Source organism: Pseudomonas sp. 31 R 17, from assembly GCF_900004915.1.
In the GTDB taxonomy this organism is placed as follows: Bacteria; Pseudomonadota; Gammaproteobacteria; order Pseudomonadales; family Pseudomonadaceae; genus Aquipseudomonas; species Aquipseudomonas orientalis_A.
This window is the reverse complement of sequence record NZ_CVTN01000081.1, coordinates 46,414-67,951: the sequence shown is the minus strand read 5'-3', so window position 1 is coordinate 67,951 and position 21,538 is coordinate 46,414. Positions and strand designations below refer to the sequence as shown.

19 protein-coding genes are annotated in these 21,538 nt (G+C 61.7%); 12 read left to right on the top strand and 7 right to left on the bottom strand.

Annotated elements, in window-relative coordinates; translation table 11 throughout:
• Nucleotides 1–5 precede the first annotated feature (5 nt).
• Genes BFP89_RS23390 through BFP89_RS23370 form a run of 5 tightly spaced genes read left to right on the top strand, consistent with a single transcriptional unit; the run spans nucleotide 6 to nucleotide 5,478 of the window.
• Nucleotides 6–899, top strand: a complete 894-nt coding sequence (locus tag BFP89_RS23390; RefSeq protein ID WP_165386122.1) for a DMT family transporter — start codon at nucleotides 6–8, stop codon at nucleotides 897–899.
• A gap of 23 nt (nucleotides 900–922) precedes the next feature.
• A complete protein-coding gene (gene moeB / locus BFP89_RS23385; RefSeq protein ID WP_065887841.1) occupies nucleotides 923–2,785 on the top strand; it encodes a molybdopterin-synthase adenylyltransferase MoeB in 1,863 nt (620 codons plus the stop codon).
• Nucleotides 2,786–2,799: 14 nt separating this feature from the next.
• Nucleotides 2,800–3,714 carry a PLP-dependent cysteine synthase family protein gene (locus tag BFP89_RS23380; protein WP_065887840.1) on the top strand — a complete coding sequence of 305 codons (915 nt, stop codon included), beginning with the start codon at nucleotides 2,800–2,802 and terminating at the stop codon, nucleotides 3,712–3,714.
• A gap of 37 nt (nucleotides 3,715–3,751) precedes the next feature.
• Nucleotides 3,752–4,744 (top strand): serine O-acetyltransferase, encoded by a 993-nt coding sequence (locus BFP89_RS23375; protein WP_065887839.1) that lies wholly within the window; start codon nucleotides 3,752–3,754, stop codon nucleotides 4,742–4,744.
• Nucleotides 4,745–4,746: 2 nt separating this feature from the next.
• The gene (locus BFP89_RS23370) at nucleotides 4,747–5,478 is read left to right on the top strand and encodes an alanyl-tRNA editing protein (RefSeq protein ID WP_065887838.1); all 732 of its coding nucleotides are present in this window, start codon (nucleotides 4,747–4,749) and stop codon (nucleotides 5,476–5,478) included.
• A gap of 106 nt (nucleotides 5,479–5,584) precedes the next feature.
• On the opposite strand, the gene prpD is transcribed toward BFP89_RS23370, so the two are convergent.
• The 6 genes from prpD to BFP89_RS23340 all read right to left on the bottom strand — a co-directional run bounded on the left by prpD (nucleotide 5,585) and on the right by BFP89_RS23340 (nucleotide 14,091).
• A complete protein-coding gene (prpD, locus tag BFP89_RS23365; protein ID WP_065887837.1) occupies nucleotides 5,585–7,069 on the bottom strand; it encodes a 2-methylcitrate dehydratase in 1,485 nt (494 codons plus the stop codon).
• Nucleotides 7,070–7,321: 252 nt separating this feature from the next.
• Nucleotides 7,322–8,512, bottom strand: a complete 1,191-nt coding sequence (gene prpF, locus BFP89_RS23360) for a 2-methylaconitate cis-trans isomerase PrpF (RefSeq protein WP_065887836.1) — start codon at nucleotides 8,510–8,512, stop codon at nucleotides 7,322–7,324.
• A gap of 11 nt (nucleotides 8,513–8,523) precedes the next feature.
• Nucleotides 8,524–11,118 carry a Fe/S-dependent 2-methylisocitrate dehydratase AcnD gene (gene acnD, locus BFP89_RS23355; RefSeq protein ID WP_065887835.1) on the bottom strand — a complete coding sequence of 865 codons (2,595 nt, stop codon included), beginning with the start codon at nucleotides 11,116–11,118 and terminating at the stop codon, nucleotides 8,524–8,526.
• A gap of 203 nt (nucleotides 11,119–11,321) precedes the next feature.
• Nucleotides 11,322–12,449, bottom strand: coding sequence for a bifunctional 2-methylcitrate synthase/citrate synthase (gene prpC, locus BFP89_RS23350; RefSeq protein ID WP_065887834.1), 1,128 nt, complete (start codon nucleotides 12,447–12,449; stop codon nucleotides 11,322–11,324).
• 36 nt (nucleotides 12,450–12,485) lie between these two features.
• Nucleotides 12,486–13,379 carry a methylisocitrate lyase gene (gene prpB / locus BFP89_RS23345; RefSeq protein ID WP_057721179.1) on the bottom strand — a complete coding sequence of 298 codons (894 nt, stop codon included), beginning with the start codon at nucleotides 13,377–13,379 and terminating at the stop codon, nucleotides 12,486–12,488.
• 13 nt (nucleotides 13,380–13,392) lie between these two features.
• A complete protein-coding gene (locus BFP89_RS23340; protein ID WP_065887833.1) occupies nucleotides 13,393–14,091 on the bottom strand; it encodes a GntR family transcriptional regulator in 699 nt (232 codons plus the stop codon).
• Between the two features lie 265 nt (nucleotides 14,092–14,356).
• Between BFP89_RS23340 and BFP89_RS23335 the strand changes: the two genes are divergently transcribed.
• The 6 genes from BFP89_RS23335 to BFP89_RS23310 all read left to right on the top strand — a co-directional run bounded on the left by BFP89_RS23335 (nucleotide 14,357) and on the right by BFP89_RS23310 (nucleotide 19,748).
• The gene (locus tag BFP89_RS23335; protein WP_065887832.1) at nucleotides 14,357–14,896 is read left to right on the top strand and encodes a retropepsin-like aspartic peptidase RloA; all 540 of its coding nucleotides are present in this window, start codon (nucleotides 14,357–14,359) and stop codon (nucleotides 14,894–14,896) included.
• A 5-nt stretch (nucleotides 14,897–14,901) separates the two neighbouring features.
• Nucleotides 14,902–16,434: an osmotic stress tolerance membrane protein RloB gene (locus BFP89_RS23330; protein ID WP_065887831.1), complete on the top strand. Its 1,533-nt coding sequence runs from the start codon at nucleotides 14,902–14,904 to the stop codon at nucleotides 16,432–16,434.
• The gene (locus BFP89_RS23325; protein ID WP_065887830.1) at nucleotides 16,434–17,420 is read left to right on the top strand and encodes an alpha-L-glutamate ligase-like protein; all 987 of its coding nucleotides are present in this window, start codon (nucleotides 16,434–16,436) and stop codon (nucleotides 17,418–17,420) included. Before BFP89_RS23330 ends, BFP89_RS23325 begins: the two co-directional genes overlap by 1 nt.
• A gap of 100 nt (nucleotides 17,421–17,520) precedes the next feature.
• Nucleotides 17,521–18,864: an aminodeoxychorismate synthase component I gene (gene pabB / locus BFP89_RS23320; protein WP_065887829.1), complete on the top strand. Its 1,344-nt coding sequence runs from the start codon at nucleotides 17,521–17,523 to the stop codon at nucleotides 18,862–18,864.
• Between the two features lie 225 nt (nucleotides 18,865–19,089).
• Nucleotides 19,090–19,392: a type II toxin-antitoxin system HigB family toxin gene (locus BFP89_RS23315; protein WP_065887828.1), complete on the top strand. Its 303-nt coding sequence runs from the start codon at nucleotides 19,090–19,092 to the stop codon at nucleotides 19,390–19,392.
• On the top strand, nucleotides 19,392–19,748 hold the full coding sequence (locus BFP89_RS23310; RefSeq protein ID WP_065887827.1) for a helix-turn-helix domain-containing protein: 357 nt from the start codon (nucleotides 19,392–19,394) through the stop codon (nucleotides 19,746–19,748). The genes BFP89_RS23315 and BFP89_RS23310 overlap by 1 nt, the downstream gene beginning before the upstream one ends.
• A gap of 68 nt (nucleotides 19,749–19,816) precedes the next feature.
• Here the strand turns inward: BFP89_RS23310 and thrH are convergent, their stop codons facing one another.
• Nucleotides 19,817–20,434 (bottom strand): bifunctional phosphoserine phosphatase/homoserine phosphotransferase ThrH, encoded by a 618-nt coding sequence (gene thrH, locus BFP89_RS23305; RefSeq protein ID WP_065887826.1) that lies wholly within the window; start codon nucleotides 20,432–20,434, stop codon nucleotides 19,817–19,819.
• A 150-nt stretch (nucleotides 20,435–20,584) separates the two neighbouring features.
• On the opposite strand from thrH, the gene BFP89_RS23300 reads away from it, so the two are divergent.
• Nucleotides 20,585–21,319 (top strand): phosphoadenylyl-sulfate reductase, encoded by a 735-nt coding sequence (locus tag BFP89_RS23300; RefSeq protein ID WP_065887825.1) that lies wholly within the window; start codon nucleotides 20,585–20,587, stop codon nucleotides 21,317–21,319.
• Nucleotides 21,320–21,538: the final 219 nt, after the last annotated feature.

Genomic DNA, 21,538 nt, shown 5'->3' with positions numbered 1-21,538 from the left:
AGTGGCTGGCCGGGTTGATCACCAGCGTGATGTTCCTGATCGTGTGCCTGAGCTGGGGCACCACCTGGCTGGGCATCAAGATTGCGGTGGAAAGCGTGCCACCGCTGACGTCAGCAGGCCTGCGCTTCCTGATCGCCTTCCCCTTGTTCCTGTGTTTCGCCATGGTGCGCCGCGAGCCGATTCTGTTCCCACGGGAAAGCCGCTGGTTCTTCGTGTTCGTGACCCTGTGCTACTTCAGCATTCCCTATTACCTGCTCAATTACGGCGAGATGCACGTCTCGTCCGGCCTGACGGCCCTGCTGTTCAGCTGCATGCCGGTGTTCATCCTGATCTTCTCCGCGCTGTTCCTGCGTGAGCGCATCTACCTGTCCCAGGTGGTCGGCATCGGCATCGGTTTCGGCAGCCTCTACATGATCATCAAGAGCCAGGGCCTGCACCTGGACCATGCCGAATTCTTCGGCGTACTGGCGATTCTGGCCGCCGCGATCATGCACGCGTTGTGCTACGTGATTACCAAGCAAAAAGGCAGCGCCATCAGTGTCATCACCTACAACACCCTGCCCATCGGCATTGCCGGGCTGATGCTGTTCGTGGCCGGCCTGTGGTTTGAAAATCCGACTTTCGACGCTATCACCCTGCGCTCCTGGAGCGCGCTGTTCTACCTTGGGCTGGTCGCTTCGGTGGGTGGTTTCATTGTGTATTTCATGCTGCTCAAGCGCCTGAGCCCAATCATCCTGTCCTTCGTGTTCATCATCTTCCCCGTGTTCGCGGTGATCATCGGCGCCTGGTACGAAGGCGTGGAAATTTCCCGTGACCTGATGCTGTACTCGGCGATCCTGCTGGCCGGCTTTGCGATCACCAAGCTGCCCATCGAAAAACTGCTGGCGAAGAAAAATTGACCCTCAACCCAAGCGAGAGAAACATGGAAGTCCTCCGCCCCCACGCCCTGGAACAGATCTACGCCCACGCAAGCCGCAGCTACCCCGAGGAGTGCTGCGGTTTCATCTTCGCCGACGGCAGTGTGTACCTGGGCAGCAATATCCAGAACGAATTGCATCGCAGGAACCCGCAGATGTACCCGCGCAGTGCGGCCAACGGCTACACCTTTTCAGTCGCCGACACGCTGCTGCTGAACAAGGCGTTTCGCAGCGACAACCCGGTGGTGGTGATCTACCACTCGCACCCGGATGTCGGCGCCTATTTCAGTGATGAGGACCAGGACAAGGCGCTGTTCCTGGGCGAACCGATCTACCCTGTCAGCTACCTGGTGGTGGATGTTCGCCAGGGCCAGGCCCTGGGGTCAAAGCTGTTTGCCTGGGATGGCAAGCATTTCGCCCTTCAACCTTTCAACGACCTGCACACGGAGTTGTCCATGAACGCTGTCTCTTTCCCCGACATTCTGGTTCGCGTGGCCAAGCTGCCGCAATCGACCCTTGAGGGCGCCGGATCGACATTGCGCGAAGTCATTGAAAACCTCTGCGACAGTCACCCACAGTTGCGCCCGCACCTGTTTCACGAGCAGAACAACCAGCTCAAGGAGCACTTCCTGTTTACCGCCGAGGACGCGTTGATCGACGCCGACGACAGCTTGCCGGAAAACGCTCGGATCGAAGTGCTGCTGGCCACCTCCGGCGGCATCGACGTCGACACCCTGAGCAACGAAGAAGTGCAACGCTACGTGCGCCATATCACCCTGCCCGGTGTCGGCCGTGAAGGTCAGTTGAACCTGAAAAAAGCCAGGGTGCTGATCATCGGCACCGGCGGCCTGGGCTCACCCATCAGCCTGTACCTGGCGGCGGCCGGCATCGGCACCCTGGGCCTGGTGGACTTCGACGTGGTGGAAAGCAGCAACCTGCAACGCCAGGTCGTGCACGGCTACAGCACCCTGGGCATGCCCAAGGTGGAGTCCGCCAAACAACGCTTGCAGGACCTGAACCCCCACATCCGGATCAACGCGCACAACACCTCACTCAATACCGACAACGCCCTGGAACTGGTGGGCGCCTATGACCTGGTGATCGACGGCACGGACAATTTCGATACCCGCTACCTGGTCAATGACGCCTGCGTGCAATTGGGCAAGCCGCTGGTATACGGCGCGATCTACCGCTTCGACGGGCAAATCAGTGTGTTCAATCATAAAGGCGGGCCGTGCTACCGCTGCCTGTTCCCCAAAGCCCCGCCCGCAGAGCTGGCGCCCAATTGCAGCGCCGGCGGGGTCATCGGCGTGTTGCCGGGGGTGGTGGGCATGATCCAGGCGACGGAGGCGATCAAATTGCTGATCGGCATTGGCGAACCGTTGTCCGGCCGCTTGATGCGCTTCGATGCGCTGGCCATGAAATTCAGTGAAATCCGCTTCAAGCGCCGTGCCGACTGCCCGTGCTGCTCGGACCTGCGCCACAGCGAGACCGCCACGCCGGCGGTGTGCGCGGATGCCGTGCCGAGCCAGCCGTCCCTGGCCGAAGAACGCTACATCGAGCCTCGGCTGCTCAAGCAAGTGATCGACAACCCCCGCAGTGCCGATGTGTTGCTCGACGTACGCGACGCCAGCGAACTGGAAGTGTGCAAACTGCCGGGCGTGGTGCACATCCCCCTGGCCGAGCTGGATGAGCAGCTCGGCAGCCTGAGCCGCGACAACACCCATTACCTGATCTGCTACGCCGGCACGCGTGCCGAGCAGGCCGCCAGTACCTTGCTGGCGGCGGGCTTCGCCAACACCAAAGTCCTGCAGGGCGGCATGAAGCATTGGGTGCGCGACGTCGAACCCGACATGCCGTTGTACTGACCGGGGGCAGACCGATGCTGCATAACTCCATTCTCGACGTGATCGGCCAAACCCCGATCGTGCGTCTGGCGCAGTTTTCCGAAGACCTCGGCATCGAGGTCTACGCCAAGCTGGAATCCCTCAACCCGGGCGGCAGCCACAAGGCGCGCATCGCCCTGGGCATGATCCTCGACGCCGAGCGCCGGGGCGTGCTGATGCGCGACTGCGGACAAACCATCATCGAACCCAGCGGCGGCAATACCGGCATCGGCCTGGTGATGGCGGGCAATGTGCTCGGCTACAAAGTGGTGCTGGTGATCCCGGACAACTACAGCCCCGAAAAACAGAAGCTGCTGCGCTTGTATGGCGCCAAGGTGGTGCTCTCGGACAGCCGCCTGGGTAACAACTCCCACGGCGAAAAGTGCATGGAACTGCTGTTGGAAAACCCCAATTACGTGATGCTCAACCAGCAGCGCAACGGTGCCAACCCGCAAACCCACCGCGACACCACCGCGCCGGAAATCCTCCGCGCCTTTGGCGAACGGCGTGTGGACTACTTCGTCAGCGGCATCGGCACCGGCGGGCATATCACCGGTATCGGCGAAACCCTCAAGGCCGCCTGGCCGGCACTGCGCATCATGGGCGTGGAGCCGGAGGAATGCGACTTGCTCAAGGACCGGCACGCCCCGCACGCCATCCAGGGCCTGTCGATTGGCCTGATCCCGAGCATCCTCAACCTCGACGTACTGGACGGCATGCTCAAGGTGTCGCATGGGGCGTGCCTGGAGATGATCAAACGCATCATGCGCACCGACGCCATCAGCCTGGGGCTGTCCTCGGCCGCCAACATGGTCGCCATCGCCCAACTCGCCCCGGAACTGCCGCCCGAAACGGTGGTGCTGACCATGGTCTACGACGATGCCGACAGCTACCTGCCCAGTTTCGAATAGCCGGTTACCCAACCAACCAGAATGCGGGGGTGCCTCCATGGGAGGCTTTATCGACATGCAACAGCTGCACGATGAGTTGCTCACCCACCTCATCCAGACCCTGACGCCCGGGCAGATGAAGCAGCTGGAACCGCACCTGGCGCCGCTGGTCCAGAACGCCGCCCAGGCGGTGGCCGAGGACCTGATCGCCTACGCCTATCGCGACCCGGCTTCGCGCGGACGCGGTGAGCTGATCCTGGAATCCTACGCCTCGTTCAAGGCGGTGTTGTTTTACCGGCTCGCGCACCTGGTGTGGCATTTTCCGGAGCCCGCCCACGGCGTATTCACCCGCATTGCGCTCAAGCTCAGCAACCAGGGCAAGATCCTGTCCGGGGCCGAGATTCACCCGGCTGCGCGCATCGGCCGGCGCTTTGTGCTGGACCATGGTTACGGCACGGTCATCGGTGAAACCTGCGAGATCGGTCACGACTGCTACATCCTCTGCGGCGTGACTCTGGGCGCCCGCGGTATTGCCAACAACCCGGACGGCAAGCGCCATCCGCGCCTGGGCAACCATGTGGAAGTTGGCGCCGGGGCGCGGGTGCTGGGCTACGTGCAGATCGGTGACAACGTGTTTATCAGCCCGGCCTGCGTCATTACCCAGGACGTGCCGGCGGGCACCAAGGTCAAGGTGGTCAACCAGATCCAGTTGCAGAAAAACGATGAATCGGAGCACAGCAACTACCTCGGTGCGTTCGCCCTGGATGAGCGCCTGCACGTGGTCGGCGAGGTCGATGCGGGGCACAAGGTCACGGTGCTGGACGCCGACTTTCATCCGCTGCCGGGGCTGATGCTCGAACCCACGGTGAAGGAGCGTCATCACCTGCAATTTCGCCTGCACCGCCAGGGCGTCGGCGAACAACTGCCACGCCTGCCGCTGAACCTGAAAGTCTGCGGCCCGGCGTTCGAAATCACCCTGCTCTCTCCCCCTGGCTTGAGTGCGATGGTGCGTCACCTGTTGCAAGCCAGCCCACTGATCGTCGGAGGTTGAACATGTCCGTGCACACCATGGAAACCCTGGCGCTGTTCGACAGCGCGCCCTATCAAAACGCCTTCAGCGCCCGGGTGATTGCCGTCAGCGAGCACGGCGTCGTGCTGGAGCACACCTTGTTCTACCCCACCGGCGGTGGGCAACCGGGCGACACCGGCCACTTCACCCTGGCCGACGGCACCCGGGTGCAGGTCACCGGCACGGTGCGCGATCCGGTGCTGCGCTCGATCATCTGGCATCAGGTGGACCATTGCCCGGCGCAACTGATTGCCGGCGCCCAGGTAGACGCCGGCCTGGATTGGGAGCGCCGCTACCAGCACATGAAGATGCACACTTGCCTGCACTTGCTGTGTTCCATCATCGACGCGCCCGTCACCGGTTGCAGCATCAGCGCGGACAAGGGTCGCCTGGATTTCGACCTGCCGGAAATGACCCTGGACAAAGACAGCATCACCCGCGACCTCAACGCACTGATCGAGCAGGCGCACCCGGTGCAAACCCTGTCGATGGCCGCCACCGAGTACGCCACCCTGCTGCAGATCACCCGCACCCAGGCCGTTGCGCCGCCGGTCATCCAGGGCTCGGTGCGGGTGATTGAAATTGCGGGTATCGACATCCAGCCGTGCGGCGGCACCCACGTGCTCAATACCGAGGAAATCGGCCGGGTGTTCTGCGAGAAGATCGAGAAGAAGAGCAAGCACAACCGCAGGGTGATTTTGCGGTTTGAAGGCTGAAATGTGGGAGGGGGCTTGCCCCCGATAGCGGTGGGTCAGTCACCTGATGCACTGACTGACACTCAGCTATCGGGGCAAGCCCCTCCCACATTGGCCGCGTTGTTTTCTAGATCATGAACAGGTCCATGAAACGGTTGACTGGGGTAGCCTCAAGCCGTGCCTGGTCCGTGCACAAGGCAAAAATCTCGGCGCTGCGCTGCGCGGGGAAGCGCGTCGCCAGATTGGCTTTGAACTTGGCTTCCAGCAGAGGAATTCCATCCAGCCGACGACGGCGATGGCCAATCGGATACTCTACCGCCACCTGCTCGGTGCAGGTGCCGTCGGTGAAGAACACCTGCACCGCGTTGGCGATGGAGCGCTTGTCGGCCTCCAGATATTCGCGGCTGTAACGCGGGTCTTCAACGATGACCATTTTCCCGCGCAGCTCATCGATGATCGGATGGGCGGCATGGAAGGAGTCTTCATACTGTTCGGCCACCAGGTCACCGAAGGCCAGGGGCACGGCGGTCATGTATTGCAGGCAATGGTCACGGTCCGCGGCGTTGGCCAATGGGCCAACCTTGGAAATGATACGAATGGCCGACTCGTGGGTGGTGATCACGATACGTTCGACTTCATGCAGGCGCTGCTTGACCTGCGGATGCAGGATGACCGCCGCTTCGCAGGCAGTCTGCGCGTGGAATTCAGCGGGAAAGCTGATCTTGAACAGCACGTTTTCCATCACGTAGGTGCCGTAGGGCTGGGACAGGCTGAACCTGCGCTGTTCTTCCGGCTTGACGGCAAGGTCCTTGTTGGAGTGGCTGAACAAAACGTCGTAGAAGCCCCACTGCGGCGCGCTCAGTACACCGGGTATGCCCATCTCGCCACGCATCGCGATATCCGCCAGGCGCACCCCGCGACTCGATGCATCGCCCGCCGCCCAGGACTTGCGCGACCCGGCATTGGGCGCATGGCGGTACGTACGCAACGCCTGCCCGTCGACAAACGCATGGGACAAGGCGGCGAGCAGTTGCTCGCGGTTGGCGCCCATCAGCTTGGCGGTGACTGCCGTCGAGGCGACTTTGACCAGCAGCACATGGTCGAGGCCGACGCGGTTGAAGGCGTTTTCCAGGGCAATCACGCCCTGGATTTCGTGGGCCATGATCATCGCTTCCAGCACCGTGCGTACGCTCAGCGGCGCGTCGCCGTTGGCCACGCGTTGCTGCGACAGATGATCAGCCACCGCGAGGATGCCGCCCAGATTGTCCGAAGGGTGGCCCCACTCCGCCGCGAGCCAGGTGTCGTTGTAATCGAGCCAGCGCACGATGCAGCCGATGTCCCAGGCGGCCTTGACCGGGTCCAGTCGCAACGAAGTGCCCGGCACCCGTGCGCCGAACGGCACCACGGTGCCTTCGACGAGCGGCCCCAGGTGCTTGGTGCACTCGGGGAAGCGCAACGCCAGCAGGCCGCAGCCGAGGGTGTCCATCAGGCAGTTGCGTGCAGTGTCCAGGGCGGCTTGGGACTCGACTCGGTAGGTGAGGACATAGTCGGCAATGTCCTGCAGGACCTGGTCGTAGTCGGGGCGGTTGTTCTGGTCGACGTTGGCGCTCATGGCAGTTCTCCAAAAAGGGTGGTTTATTCCTCAGGGTCACGGTTGATCATCAGGGCAGGTCTGGTTGCCTGCCTTGGAATAGAAACCCACTGTGGAGAGGGCCCATCTGTAGGAGCGAGCTTGCTCGCGAAAAACTTACAGGCGCCGCGTTCATTCAAAAAGCACGCGTATTCGTTGAAGTTTTTCGCGAGCAAGCTCGCTCCTACAGTAGCAATTAGGGCAAGCCCCCTCCCTTGGGATTGGTGCCGGGTTTTAGAATGAGTCGCCGGGGACGCGCACGAAACCTTCCATCAACACCCGCGCACTGCGGCTCATGATGGCTTTCTTCACCACCCACTCACCGTTGACTTGCGTCGCCTCGGCACCGACGCGCAAGGTGCCCGACGGATGGCCGAAGCGCACGGCGCTGCGCTCCACGCCACCTGCCGCCTGGTTGACCAGGGTGCCGGAAATCGCCGCCGCCGTACCGATCGCCACCGCCGCCGTGCCCATCATGGCGTGGTGCAACTTGCCCATGGATAGGGCCCGCACCAGCAGGTCCACATCGCCGGCCTTGATCGCCTTGCCGCTGGAGGCCACGTAATCGGCTGGCTTGGCCACGAACGCAACCTTCGGCGTGTGCTGTCGCTGGGCCGCTTCGTCCAGGTGTTTGATCAGGCCCATGCGCAACGCGCCATAGGCACGCACGGTCTCGAACATCGCCAGGGCCTGCGGGTCGCCGTTGATTGCGCCTTGCAGCTCGGTGCCGGTGTAGCCCAGGTCTGGGGCATTGATGAAAATCGTCGGGATACCGGCATTGATCAGGGTGGCCTTGAAGGTGCCGACACCCGGCACTTCCAGTTCGTCAACCAGGTTGCCGGTGGGGAACATCGAGCCGCCACCGCCCTCTTCTTCCGCCGCCGGGTCGATGAATTCCAGCTGCACTTCGGCGGCGGGAAAGGTCACGCCGTCGAGTTCGAAATCACCGGTTTCCTGCACCGCACCGTCGGTGATGGGCACGTGGGCAATGATGGTCTTGCCGATATTGGCCTGCCATATGCGCACCACGGCCACGCCGTTGTGGGGCACGCGGGCCGGGTCGACCAGGCCGGCGCTGATGGCGAACGAACCGACCGCCGCCGACAGGTTGCCGCAGTTGCCACTCCAGTCGACAAACGGCTTGTCGATGGAGACCTGGCCAAACAGGTAGTCCACGTCATGCCCGGCACGGGTGCTCCTGGACAGGATCACGCTTTTGCTGGTGCTGGACGTGGCGCCGCCCATGCCGTCGATCTGCTTGTCATAGGGGTCGGGGCTGCCGATCACCCGCAACAGCAAGGCGTCACGGGCCGCACCCGGCACCTGGGCCGATGGCGGCAGGTCCTCGAGGCTGAAGAAAACCCCCTTGCTGGTGCCGCCACGCATATAAGTGGCGGGGATCTTGATTTGCGCTGCGTGTGCCATGGTTATCCTCTTCAGGCGGTGGCCGCCGATTCCAGGAAGTCCTGGGCAAAACGTTGCAACACGCCGCCCGCCTCGTAGATTGACACTTCTTCAGCGGTGTCCAGGCGGCAGGTCACCGGCACCTCGACACGCTCGCCATTTTTGCGGTTTATCACCAGGGTCAGTTGCGCACGCGGCGTGCGTTCGCCGAGCACGTCATAGGTTTCGCTGCCGTCGATCTTGAGTGTGTGGCGGTCGGTACCCGGCAGGAACTCCAGGGGCAATACGCCCATGCCCACCAGGTTGGTGCGGTGGATACGCTCGAAACCCTCGGCGGCGATCGCTTCCACCCCGGCCAGGCGTACGCCCTTGGCCGCCCAGTCGCGCGACGAGCCCTGGCCGTAGTCGGCACCGGCGATGATGATCAGCGGCTGCTTGCGTTCCATGTAGGTTTCGATGGCTTCCCACATCCGCGTGACCTTGCCTTCCGGCTCGATACGCGCCAGGGAGCCCTGCTTGACCTTGCCGTTTTCCTGCACCATTTCGTTGAACAGTTTCGGGTTGGCGAAGGTGGCGCGTTGCGCAGTCAGGTGATCGCCCCGGTGCGTCGCGTAGGAGTTGAAGTCAACTTCCGGCAGGCCCATTTTCGCCAGGTACTCGCCGGCGGCGCTATCGAGCATGATCGCGTTCGACGGCGACAGGTGATCGGTGGTGATGTTGTCCGGCAGCACCGCCAGCGGGCGCATGCCCTTGAGCGGACGCGCACCGGCCAATGCACCTTCCCAATACGGCGGGCGGCGAATATAGGTGCTTTGCGGGCGCCAGTCGTACAGCGGGGTGACTTTGGGGCCGGTGTCTTCGTGAATGGCGAACATCGGGATGTACACCGCACGGAACTGCTCCGGCTTGACCGACGCCTTCACCACCGCGTCGATCTCTTCGTCGCTTGGCCAGATGTCCTGCAGGCGGATTTCCTTGCCGCCGGCGTCGAGCCCGAGCACGTCTTTCTCGATATCGAACCGAATGGTGCCGGCAATCGCATAGGCCACGACCAGCGGCGGCGAGGCCAGGAACGCCTGCTTGGCATACGGGTGAATGCGCCCGTCGAAGTTGCGGTTGCCCGACAGCACGGCAGTGGCGTACAGGTCGCGGTCGATGATTTCCTGCTGGATCAGCGGGTCGAGCGCGCCGGACATGCCGTTGCAGGTGGTGCAGGCAAAGGCCACCACGCCAAACCCGAGTTTTTCCAGCTCATGCCCCAGGCCTGCTTCCTCCAGGTACATGGCCACGGTTTTCGAGCCCGGCGCCAGGGACGACTTGACCCACGGCTTGCGCGTCAGCCCGAGCCTGTTGGCGTTGCGCGCCAGCAGGCCGGCGGCGATCACGTTGCGCGGGTTGCTGGTGTTGGTGCAACTGGTGATGGCGGCGATGATCACGGCGCCGTCGGGCATTTGCCCTGGCACTTCGTCCCACTGCCCGCTGATGCCTTTTGACGCCAGGTCGCGGGTGGCGACACGGGCGTGCGGATTGCTCGGGCCGGCCATGTTGCGCACAACGCTGGAAAGATCGAATGTCAGGCCACGCTCGTAGTGCGCGCCCTTGAGATCATCGGCCCACAGGCCGGTGTGGCGCGCATATTGTTCGACCAGGGCGACTTGTTCGTCTTCCCGGCCAGTGAGTTTCAGGTAGGCGATGGTCTGCTGGTCGATGTAGAACATGGCCGCAGTGGCGCCGTATTCGGGGGCCATGTTGGAGATGGTGGCGCGGTCGCCCAGGGTCAATGCCGATGCCCCTTCGCCGAAGAACTCCAGCCAGGCGCCGACCACCTTCTGTTGGCGCAGGAACTCGGTCAGCGCCAGCACCATATCGGTGGCGGTGATACCCGGCTGCAGCTTGCCGGTCAACTCCACGCCGACGCTTTCGGGCAGGCGCATCCACGACGCACGCCCAAGCATCACGCTTTCGGCCTCAAGGCCGCCGACACCGATGGCGATCACGCCCAGGGCATCCACATGCGGGGTGTGGCTGTCGGTGCCCACGCACGTGTCGGGAAACGCCACACCGTCACGCACCTGAATCACCGGGGACATTTTCTCCAGGTTGATCTGGTGCATGATGCCGTTGCCCGGCGGGATCACGTCGACGTTCTTGAAGGCCTTCTTGGTCCACTCGATAAAGTGGAAGCGATCTTCGTTGCGGCGGTCTTCGATGGCGCGGTTTTTTTCGAACGCCTGGGGGTCGGCACCACCGGCTTCGACGGCCAGGGAGTGGTCGACGATCAACTGGGTGGGCACCACCGGGTTGACCTGCGCCGGATCGCCGCCTTGCAGGGCAATGGCGTCGCGCAGGCCGGCCAGGTCCACCAGCGCGGTCTGGCCAAGGATGTCATGGCAGACCACGCGGGCCGGGAACCAGGGGAAGTCGAGATCACGCCGACGTTCGATCAGTTGGCTCAGGGACGCGTTGAGGGTGGCCGGGTCGCAGCGGCGCACCAGGTTTTCCGCGAGTACGCGTGAGGTATACGGCAAGGTAGCGTAGGCGCCGGGGCTGATTGCCTCGACAGCCGCACGGGCATCGAAGAAATCCAGGCGGCTGCCGGGGAGCGGTTTGCGAAATTCAGTGTTCATCGTCAGGACTCGGTCACGGTGATTGCAAAAGGAAGACCTACGCCGGTCGGAAAATTGAAATGCAATCCAAAATGTGGGAGGGGGCTTGCCCCCGATGGCGGTGTATCAGTCGACACATGTGCTGCATGACACCCTGCTATCGGGGGCAAGCCCCCTCCCGCACGTTGATCGCATTCCAGTCCCGGGTCCGCGGGCCCTCTCATTCAGCGACGTTCGATTGGCACGAACTTGCGCTGCTCAACGCCGATGTACTCGGCGCTTGGACGGATGATGCGGTTATTGGCGCGCTGCTCGAACACGTGCGCCGCCCAGCCGGTGAGCCGCGAGCAGACGAAAATCGGCGTGAACAGCTTGGTGGGAATGCCCATGAAGTGGTACGCCGAGGCATGGTAGAAATCGGCATTGGGGAACAGTTTCTTCTGGTCCCACATGGTCTTGTCGATGGCTTCGGACACCGGGAACAACACCGTGTCGCCCACCTCGTCAGCGAGTTTTTTCGACCAGCCCTTGATCACTTCGTTACGCGGGTCGCTGTCCTTGTAGATCGCGTGGCCAAAACCCATGATCTTGTCCTTGCGCGCCAGCATGCCGAGGGTGCCTTCGACGGCTTCTTCGGCCGAACCGAAACGCTCGATCATCTCCATCGCCGCTTCGTTGGCACCGCCGTGCAGCGGGCCGCGCAGGGAACCGATGGCCGCGGTCACGCAGGAATACAGGTCGGACAGGGTCGACGCACAGACCCGGGCGGTGAAGGTCGAGGCGTTGAATTCGTGTTCGGCGTAGAGGATCAGCGACACGTTCATCACTTTGACATGCAGCTCGCTCGGCTTCTTGCCATGCAGCAGGTGCAGGAAGTGCCCGCCAATGCTCGGCTCGTCGGTGACGCAGTCGATGCGTTTGCCGTCGTGGCTGAAGCGGTACCAGTAGCACATGATCGCCGGGAACGCGGCGAGCAGGCGGTTGGTGACGTCATGCTGCACGCTGAAGTCTTTTTCCGGCTCGATATTGCCCAGGAACGAACAACCGGTGCGCATCACGTCCATCGGGTGGGCGTCGGCGGGGATGCGCTCGAGCACTTCCTTCAACGCTTGCGGCAAGTCGCGCAGCTTGCCCAGCCTGGCGCTGTAGGCCGCCAGTTCGGCCTGGGTCGGCAGTTCGCCGTACAGCAGCAGATAGGCGACTTCTTCAAATTGCGCATCGGCGGCCAGTTCACGCACGTCATAGCCGCGATAGGTCAAGCCGGCACCGGCCTGGCCCACGGTCGACAGTGCGGTCTGCCCGGCCACCTGGCCACGCAGGCCGGCGCCACTCAATACTTTTGCTTCAGCCATGGTTCTTCTCCCATTTTATAGTTGTTCAGAGAGCCGTTACTTCTTCGCGGCAAACAGCGCGTCGAGCTTCTGCTCGAAGGTGTGGTAGTCGATACGATCGTAGAGCTCCATGCGGGTTTGCATGGTGTCGATCACATTCTGCTGCGTACCGTCGCGGCGGATGGCGGTGTACACATTCTCGGCCGCCTTGTTCATGGCGCGGAAGGCCGAGAGCGGGTACAGCACGATGGAAACATCGGCAGATTTCAACTGTTCGGTGGTGAACAGCGGGGTCGCGCCGAATTCGGTGATGTTGGCCAGGATCGGGGCTTTCACCCGCGAGGCGAACAGCTTGTACATCTCAAGTTCGGTGATGGCTTCCGGGAACACCATGTCGGCGCCGGCCTCGATGCAGGCGGCGGCGCGCTCCAGGGCGGACTCCAGACCTTCCACGGCCAGGGCGTCGGTGCGGGCCATGATCACGAAGCTGTCATCGGTGCGCGCGTCCACGGCGGCCTTGATGCGGTCGACCATTTCCTGCTGGGACACGATTTCCTTGTTAGGGCGATGGCCGCAGCGCTTGGCGCCGACCTGGTCTTCGATATGGATGGCGGCGGCGCCGAACTTGATCATCGACTTGACGGTGCGCGCCACGTTGAACGCCGAGGAACCGAAACCGGTGTCCACGTCCACCAGCAGCGGCAGGTCGCACACATCGGTGATACGGCGTACATCGGTCAGCACGTCATCCAGGCCGGTAATGCCCAGGTCCGGAACGCCCAGGGAGCCGGCGGCCACGCCCCCGCCTGACAGGTAGATCGCCTTGAAGCCGGCGCGCTTGGCCAGCAAGGCGTGGTTGGCATTGATTGCGCCAACCACCTGCAGCGGCTGTTCACTGGCGACCGCGTCTCGGAAACGCTGGCCTGGGGTGCTCTTGTTCGTGGAACTCATGACTCACCTCTATTTATTGGGGAGCGCCGTCCGGAAAGTGACGGGCGATGTTGCGTTTGGAAGCACCGATATGCCGGCGCATCAACAGTTCGGCCAGTTCACCGTCGCGATCGGCAATCGCGTCAAGAATGCGGTGATGCTCGGCAAAGGCCTGGCGTGGACGATTGGGGGTGGCGGAAAACTGGATGCGGTACATGCGCACCAATTGGTACAGCTCACCGCAGAGCATCTGGGTCAGGGTGCGGTTACCGGCACCTTGAATGATCCGGTAATGAAAATCGAAGTCACCTTCCTGCTGGTAGTAGCCGACACCGGCCTGGAACGCGGCATCCCGTTCATGGGTGTGCAATACCTGGCGCAGTTCTTCGATTTCCGCGTCGGTCATGCGCTCGGCCGCCAGCCGGCAAGCCATGCCTTCCAATGACTCGCGGATTTCATACAGCTCGATCAGCTCGGCGTGACTCAATGACACCACCCGCGCGCCGACATGGGGCACCCGCACCAGCAGGCGCTGGCCTTCCAGACGGTGAATCGCCTCGCGCAACGGGCCACGGCTGATGCCGTAGGTACGCGCCAGCTCCGGTTCGGAAATCTTCGTGCCGGGGGCGATCTCGCCCTTGACGATGGCGGCCTGGATGCGCCGGAAGACGTTTTCCGACATAGTTTGGGATTCATCCGACAGCGCCGACGGAAATCCCGATTGACCCAGCATATTGTCGACACCTTTAAATGCAATGCGGCAAAAACTAGCTAATGCTCACTACTTAGTCAAAGAATAAATCAACATTGTCGACAATCGTCTAATAACCTTATTGGCCGTTGATGAGCATGGCCGCCTGCCAGCGCTGGCGCCAAAAAAGCATCATGTTAGAATGCCCGCCGCTTTTGCCTGACATCTCAAGATGAAATGGCGCACGAGGGAGCTTGCGCAGTAATGCCAGTCGCCTTGAATTTCGCACTGCATCGCCTCAGGAATTATGAGACTCAAGCCCTTCCCCCTATTGTTGTTATGCCTATTGTCCATACCAAGCCTTGGCGTTGCCGCCGAGAAGACGGTGTATGGCCTGAACGAATACGCCAAGCTGGCGGGCATCGACCTGGAAGTCGCGGCCAAACTCGACACCGGCGCCAAGACCGCTTCGCTGAGTGCGCGCGATATCAAACGCTTCAAGCGCAACGGCGAATCCTGGGTACGCTTCTACCTGGCCATCGATACCGCCCACTCCCACCCCATCGAACGCCCCCTGGCCCGCGTCAGCAAAATCAAGCGCCGCGCCGGTGACTACGACCCCGATGAGGACAAGCAGTACACCGCTCGTCCGGTGATTGCCCTGGATATCTGCATGGGCAGCGCTTTACGCAGTATCGAAGTGAACTTGACCGACCGCAGCACCTTCCAATATCCGCTGCTGATCGGCTCCGAAGCGCTCAAGCGCTTTGATGCGCTGATCGACCCCAGCCTTAAATATGCAGCAGGCAAACCTGCCTGCGCCGCCGACGCTCATACCGCCGAGTAAACCGAATGCGCTCTCTGACCCTGCACCTGAAAATCCTGATCACCATTCTGGTGGTGCTGGGTATTTCGGTCACCGCCTACCAGATCTTCGTGCTGGGCATCCCTGTCACCGAGGACGCCACCGACGACTTGTGGAACATCGACGCCAAGGTCGAGTTCGTCGCCAACCCCAAGGACCCGGTGAAGATTTCGATGTTCGTGCCGCCGTTGAGCCGCGACTTCGTCAGCCTCAATGAGAGTTTCATCTCGAACAACTACGGGGTGAGCGTCAACCGCGCCGACGGCAACCGCAAGGTCACCTGGTCGGCGCGCCGCGCCAAGGGTAACCAGACGCTGTATTACCGCCTGGTGCTGACCAAGCGCTACAGCGGTGAAAAGGTCAAGATCAAGGGCCCGACCTTTCGCGACAGCATCGCCGTGGAAGGCCCGGAAAAAATCGCCGCCGAAGCCTTGCTCGCGCCGATTCGCCAGCACTCGGCAGACGTCGAAACCTTCATCACCGAAGCCATCAAGCGCACCAACAACCTCAACGACGACAATGTGAAACTGCTGCTGGCGGGCGACCCGTCGACGCCGCACAAGGCCAAGATCGTCGAATTGCTGTTGTCCATCGCCCACGTCCCGGTGGAAAAAGTCCACACCATCCGCCTCGTCGCCGACCAGCCGCAATCGCCTGAACTGTGGCTGCGCAGCTTCAACGGCAACGACTGGCTGTACTTCAACCCGGAAACCGGTGAACAAGGCCTGCCCGCCGACCGCCTGCTGTGGTGGACCGGCGATGAAAACCTGATCACGGTCGATGGCGGCAAGAAAGCCATGGTCACCTTCAGCCTGAACAACAGCGAGATGAATGCCATTCGCCTGGCCAAGCTGACCGACGAAAACACCGACGCCAACTTTCTCGAATACTCGCTGTACGGCCTGCCGCTGCAAACCCAGCAGACGTTCATGATCATGGTGATGATCCCGATTGGCGTGCTGGTGATCCTGATCCTGCGCAACCTGATCGGCCTGCAGACCCTCGGCACCTTCACCCCGGTGCTGATTGCCCTGGCGTTTCGCGAGACGCAACTGGGCTTCGGCATTGTGCTGTTCACCATTATTACCGCGCTGGGGCTGTCGCTCAGGTCCTACCTGGAACACCTCAAGCTGCAGATGCTGCCGCGCCTGTCGGTAGTGCTGACCTTCGTGGTGGTGCTGATTGCCGCCATCAGCCTGTTCAGCCACAAGCTGGGCCTGGAGCGAGGCCTGTCGGTGGCGCTGTTCCCGATGGTGATCCTGACCATGACCATCGAACGCCTGTCGATCACCTGGGAAGAGCGTGGCGCCAACCATGCGCTGAAAGTCGCGATCGGCACGCTGTTCGCGGCCTCCCTGGCGCACATCATCATGAGCGTGCCGGAGCTGGTCTACTTCGTGTTCACCTTCCCGGCGATCCTGCTGATCCTGGTAGGTTTCATGCTGGCCATGGGGCGTTATCGCGGTTATCGCCTGACCGAACTGGTACGTTTCAAGGCGTTCTTGAAGGCTGACTCGTAATGTTCGGCTTCTGGAAGACCTGGAAAGCCCTGGAGGCGCGCGGGATCATGGGCATCAACCGGCGTAACGCCGACTACGTGCTCAAGTACAACAAGCGCAGCCTGTACCCGATCGTGGATGACAAGATCATCACCAAGGAGCGGGCCATGGCGGCCGGCATCCATGTGCCGCAAATGTACGGGGTGATCTCCACCGAGAAGGAAATCGACAAGCTCGACGACATTATCGGCGGGCGCAGCGACTTCGTGATCAAGCCCGCCCAGGGTGCCGGCGGCGATGGCATCCTGGTGGTGGCGGACCGTTTTGAAGGGCGCTATCGCACGGTGTCCGGCAAGATCATCAGCCATGAAGAAATCGAGCATCAGATTTCCAGCATCCTGACCGGCCTGTACTCCCTGGGCGGCCACCGCGACCGCGCCTTGATCGAATACCGCGTGGTGCCCGACCAGATCTTCAAGAGCATCAGCTACGAAGGCGTGCCGGATATCCGCATCATTGTGCTGATGGGGTATCCGGTGATGGCGATGTTGCGCTTGCCGACCCGTCAGTCCGGTGGCAAAGCCAACCTGCACCAGGGCGCGATTGGCGTGGGCGTGGACCTGGCCACCGGCCTGACCCTGCGTGGCACATGGCTGAACACCATCATCACCAAGCACCCCGATACCACCAACGCAGTGGATGGCGTGCAACTGCCCAACTGGGACGGCTTCATGAAATTGGCGGCCGGCTGTTATGAGCTGTGCGGCCTGGGCTATATCGGCGTGGACATGGTGCTCGACCAGGAAAAAGGCCCGCTGATCCTGGAGCTGAATGCGCGGCCGGGGCTGAATATCCAGATTGCCAACGACTGCGGCCTGACCCTGCGCACCCATGCGGTGGAGGCGCGGCTGGAAGAACTGAAAGCCGCCGGCGTGACCGAAACCGTGGAAGAGCGGGTGAAGTTCGTACAGGAAATGTTCGGTCATATTCCGCCGGTGGAAGGCTGATCCGGTCTTCAAACTGTCTATCCCCGACATCCCCTCTAGGAGCAAATCCTACAGGGGACTACAATCCCCTCCCCCGCGCCACTGGCTGATCCACCCCCGCATGTCGACCTGTTCCGTACATCCGCTGCCCTATCGGGCCAATCCCGCCGAGTACTTTGCGGCGATTCGCCATGCCCCTGGCGCGGTGCTGCTCGACAGCGGCCGGCCGGCTGCCGAGCGTGGCCGTTATGACCTGCTCAGCGCCTGGCCGGAGGAAACCTTCGCGTTTGAGCCTGAGGAGCGCGGCGACAATTTCCTGCAACGCCTGCGCGATAGCCTGACGAACTTGGGCGAAGCGGCGCTGCCCGCCGGTGCAGAGCTGCCCTTTGCCGGTGGTTTGATCGGCTACCTGAGTTATGACTTCGGCCGCCACCTGGAACACATGCCGCACTTGGCGGTAGACGACTTGCACCTGCCGGACGCGCGCCTGGGCCTGTATGCCTGGGCGCTGATCAGTGATCACCAGGCGCAGACCAGCCAACTGGTGTTTCACCCCACACTGGCCGACCGTGAGCGGCAGCGCCTGATTGCCTTGTTCAGTCGGCCATTCACTGCGCCAACGGCCAGCTTCACGCTGCAAGGCCCCATGGCGCCAGACCTCACGGCCGAGGCGTACCGCCAGGCCATCGTGCGCATCCAGGACTACATCCAGGCCGGTGACTGCTATCAGGTCAACTTTGCCCAGCGTTTTCGCGCACCGTGCGCCGGTGATCCCTGGGTGGCTTACTGCGCATTGCGCCAAGCGTGCCCGACGCCGTTCTCCGGATTTCAGAGCCTGCCGGATCACGGTGCGGTATTGAGCCTGTCGCCCGAGCGTTTCGTGCGGATCAGCGAGCGCCATGTCGAAACCCGCCCGATCAAGGGCACCCGCCCCCGTGGCCTGACACCCCAGGAAGACGCCGCGCACGCCGACGAACTGTTGGCCAGCCCCAAGGACCGCGCGGAAAACCTGATGATCGTCGACCTGCTGCGCAACGACCTCGGCCGCAGTTGCCGAATCGGCTCGGTAAACGTACCGGAACTGTTCAGCCTGGAAAGCTACCCCAACGTGCACCACCTGGTGAGCAGCGTCACCGGCACGCTGGCCGACGACAAGGATGCCCTCGACCTCATCGAAGGCAGCTTCCCCGGCGGTTCCATCACCGGCGCGCCGAAGATCCGCGCCATGCAGATCATCGACGAACTGGAGCCGACCCGACGTGGCTTGTACTGCGGTTCACTGATGTACCTGGACGTGCGCGGCGAAATGGACAGCTCCATTGCCATCCGCAGCCTGCTGGTCAAGGACGGGCAGGTGTGCTGCTGGGGCGGCGGCGGGATCGTGGCGGACTCGCAGTGGGAGGCGGAATATCAGGAGTCGCTGACCAAGGTACGGGTGTTGTTACAGACACTGGAAGCGCTCTAGAACCAGGCCATTCCTGCCGCGCAAGGCAGCGACTTCGCCACGAAAAACCCCGAATCAGAACGGTTGTGGACCGACGGTGAGCTGCGCGATAGCTTCCGTCTTCCACCGCCCACCGGCCGTCTGTGAAGGATCACATATGCGACTGTTCAATCGTCAGGATTTGTTTCAGGAATTGCATCCTCTCCCGCTCCACTCTACCATCTCCCAAAACGGGAGGTCAGAACGATGCGCATAATCGCCCTCTCCACCCTACGAATATTCTGGGAGAGTCGCCCGGCTTTTGCCGACGCGAAAACGCCCTTGGTCGAGCTATATCGCCATATGGAAAAAGCCACTTATCCGACACCACAGGCCCTCAAGGCAGAGCTCAGGACTGCGAGCATTCTCAAAGGCGCCAGGGTTGTGTTCAACGTGGGTGGCAACAAGTATCGGGTGATCATGTCGATCGATTATGAGCGACAACTTGGGTTTATCCGCTTCGTCGGCACCCACGCGCAGTACGACTCAATCAACGCGGAGACCGTATGATGAACATCAAACCTATTCACTCTCATGAAGACCTGGCCGCTGCGCTCGCGCGCGTCGAGCAGATTTGGGGAGCGGCCATCGGCAGCCCCGAAGGTGACGAGCTCGAAATTCTCGCTGTTCTCATCGAGAAATACGAGGCGGAACATTTTCCAATGCCGCCTTCGGACCCTGTAGAAGCGATCAAATTCCGCATGGAACAAATGGGCTTGACCGCCCGCGACCTTGAACCCTTTATCGGCCCCAGCGGGCGAGTTTCAGAAGTTCTGAACGGCAAGCGCAAGCTGAGCCTGGCGATGATCAAACGCCTGCATGAAGGATTGTGTATTCCTTACGAACGATTGCTGGCAGGCATTTAGGCGCAGGCTGGGAGGCCCATGTGGGAGGGGGCTTGTTCCCGATGAGGCCATCAGCCGCGCCGGATAACTTACAGGCTCAACGGCCGATTCGACGCCTTGATAAACTCCCGCTTCAAATCCTCAAACGTGTGCACGGCCGGAAACTGCGGGAATTCACGAATCACATTGTCTGGCGCATGGAACAGAATTCCGCGATCAGCCTCACCCAGCATTGTGGTGTCGTTGTAGGAATCGCCGGCAGCAATCACGCGGTAATACAGCGTCTTGAACGCCAGCACCGACTGGCGCTTGGGGTCTTTCTGGCGCAGTTGGTAACCGACCACCCGGTCGCTTTCATCGGTAATCAGGCGGTGGCAAAGCAAGGTCGGAAAGCCCAACTGGCGCATCAGCGGCTGGGAGAACTCGTAGAAGGTGTCGGAGAGGATCACCACCTGGAAGCGCTCGCGCAGCCAGTTGACGAACTCGATGGCGCCGTCCAGTGGCTTGAGTGTCGCGATCACTTGCTGGATATCGGCAAGCTTGAGCCCGTGCTCGTCGAGGATACGCAGGCGCTGCTGCATCAACACGTCGTAGTCGGGAATGTCGCGAGTGGTGGCGCGCAGGGATTCAATACCGGTTTTTTCGGCGAAGGCGATCCAGATTTCCGGAACCAGCACCCCTTCCAGGTCGAGACAGGCAATTTCCACAAGACACTCCGTTCGTATTATTCAAGTTGAGCGAGCAAAAGGACTGCCGAACTCTAGCGATTCAAGCACGCCGCCGCAACGCAGGGCGGATTTTGATACCATCGCCGCCTATAGAGCGCTCAGCGCCACTGACCTGTAGGAACCGTCCTGATGAACCAAGCCTTCGACGTCGTTGAACTCGCCACGACCTATGCCAACAAGTCCGCCCAGGACATTCTCAAGCTGGCGTTCAGCCAGTTCGGTGACGACCTGTGGATTTCCTTCAGCGGCGCCGAAGATGTGGTGCTGGTGGACATGGCCTGGAAACTGAACAAGAACGTCAAGGTGTTCAGCCTCGACACCGGCCGGCTGCACCCGGAAACCTATCGGTTTATCGAACAGGTGCGTGACTTTTACAAGATCGACATCGAACTGATCTCGCCGGACCAGAGCAAGCTGGAACCCTTCGTCAAGGAGAAAGGCCTGTTCAGCTTCTATAGGGACGGTCATGGCGAGTGCTGCGGCATCCGCAAGATCGAACCGCTGCGCCGTAAACTGGCAGGCGTGCCTGCCTGGGCCACCGGCCAGCGCCGCGATCAGAGCCCGGGCACCCGCAGTCAGGTGGCCGCGCTGGAAATCGATACGGCGTTCTCTACCCCGGAACGTACCCTGTACAAGTTCAACCCGCTGGCGCAGATGACCAGTGAGGAAATCTGGGGTTACATCCGCATGCTTGAGCTGCCCTATAACAGCCTGCATGAACGCGGCTTTATAAGCATTGGTTGCGAGCCCTGCACCCGCCCGGTATTGCCCAATCAGCACGAGCGTGAAGGCCGCTGGTGGTGGGAAGAAGCTACGCAGAAGGAATGCGGGCTGCATGCGGGGAATATCATCAGCAAGGCTTGAAGTTGATGCGGTAAAACCTGTGGGAGGGGGCTTGTGTGGGAGGGGGCTTGCCCCCGATGGCGGCCTCTGGGCCTACCGGGATGTTGGATCAGATCGAGTACATATCCGTTTCTGCGGAAACGGCTACTTAGGGTTCCGCCCTGACGGCGGGTCACTTTGGAAAAGCCCCAAAGTAACCAAAGGGCTCTTGCCCCACCACTCGGCACCTCGCCCAGGCTC

Coding starts and splice junctions, on each gene's coding strand:
- moeB (WP_065887841.1), top strand. CDS start 923: ATGGAAGTCCTCCGCCCCCACGCCCTGGAACAGATCTACGCCCACGCA.
- BFP89_RS23380 (WP_065887840.1), top strand. CDS start 2,800: ATGCTGCATAACTCCATTCTCGACGTGATCGGCCAAACCCCGATCGTG.
- BFP89_RS23375 (WP_065887839.1), top strand. CDS start 3,752: ATGGGAGGCTTTATCGACATGCAACAGCTGCACGATGAGTTGCTCACC.
- BFP89_RS23370 (WP_065887838.1), top strand. CDS start 4,747: ATGTCCGTGCACACCATGGAAACCCTGGCGCTGTTCGACAGCGCGCCC.
- prpD (WP_065887837.1), bottom strand. CDS start 7,069: ATGAGCGCCAACGTCGACCAGAACAACCGCCCCGACTACGACCAGGTC.
- prpF (WP_065887836.1), bottom strand. CDS start 8,512: ATGGCACACGCAGCGCAAATCAAGATCCCCGCCACTTATATGCGTGGC.
- acnD (WP_065887835.1), bottom strand. CDS start 11,118: ATGAACACTGAATTTCGCAAACCGCTCCCCGGCAGCCGCCTGGATTTC.
- prpC (WP_065887834.1), bottom strand. CDS start 12,449: ATGGCTGAAGCAAAAGTATTGAGTGGCGCCGGCCTGCGTGGCCAGGTG.
- prpB (WP_057721179.1), bottom strand. CDS start 13,379: ATGAGTTCCACGAACAAGAGCACCCCAGGCCAGCGTTTCCGAGACGCG.
- BFP89_RS23340 (WP_065887833.1), bottom strand. CDS start 14,091: ATGCTGGGTCAATCGGGATTTCCGTCGGCGCTGTCGGATGAATCCCAA.
- BFP89_RS23335 (WP_065887832.1), top strand. CDS start 14,357: ATGAGACTCAAGCCCTTCCCCCTATTGTTGTTATGCCTATTGTCCATA.
- BFP89_RS23330 (WP_065887831.1), top strand. CDS start 14,902: ATGCGCTCTCTGACCCTGCACCTGAAAATCCTGATCACCATTCTGGTG.
- BFP89_RS23325 (WP_065887830.1), top strand. CDS start 16,434: ATGTTCGGCTTCTGGAAGACCTGGAAAGCCCTGGAGGCGCGCGGGATC.
- pabB (WP_065887829.1), top strand. CDS start 17,521: ATGTCGACCTGTTCCGTACATCCGCTGCCCTATCGGGCCAATCCCGCC.
- BFP89_RS23315 (WP_065887828.1), top strand. CDS start 19,090: ATGCGCATAATCGCCCTCTCCACCCTACGAATATTCTGGGAGAGTCGC.
- BFP89_RS23310 (WP_065887827.1), top strand. CDS start 19,392: ATGAACATCAAACCTATTCACTCTCATGAAGACCTGGCCGCTGCGCTC.
- BFP89_RS23300 (WP_065887825.1), top strand. CDS start 20,585: ATGAACCAAGCCTTCGACGTCGTTGAACTCGCCACGACCTATGCCAAC.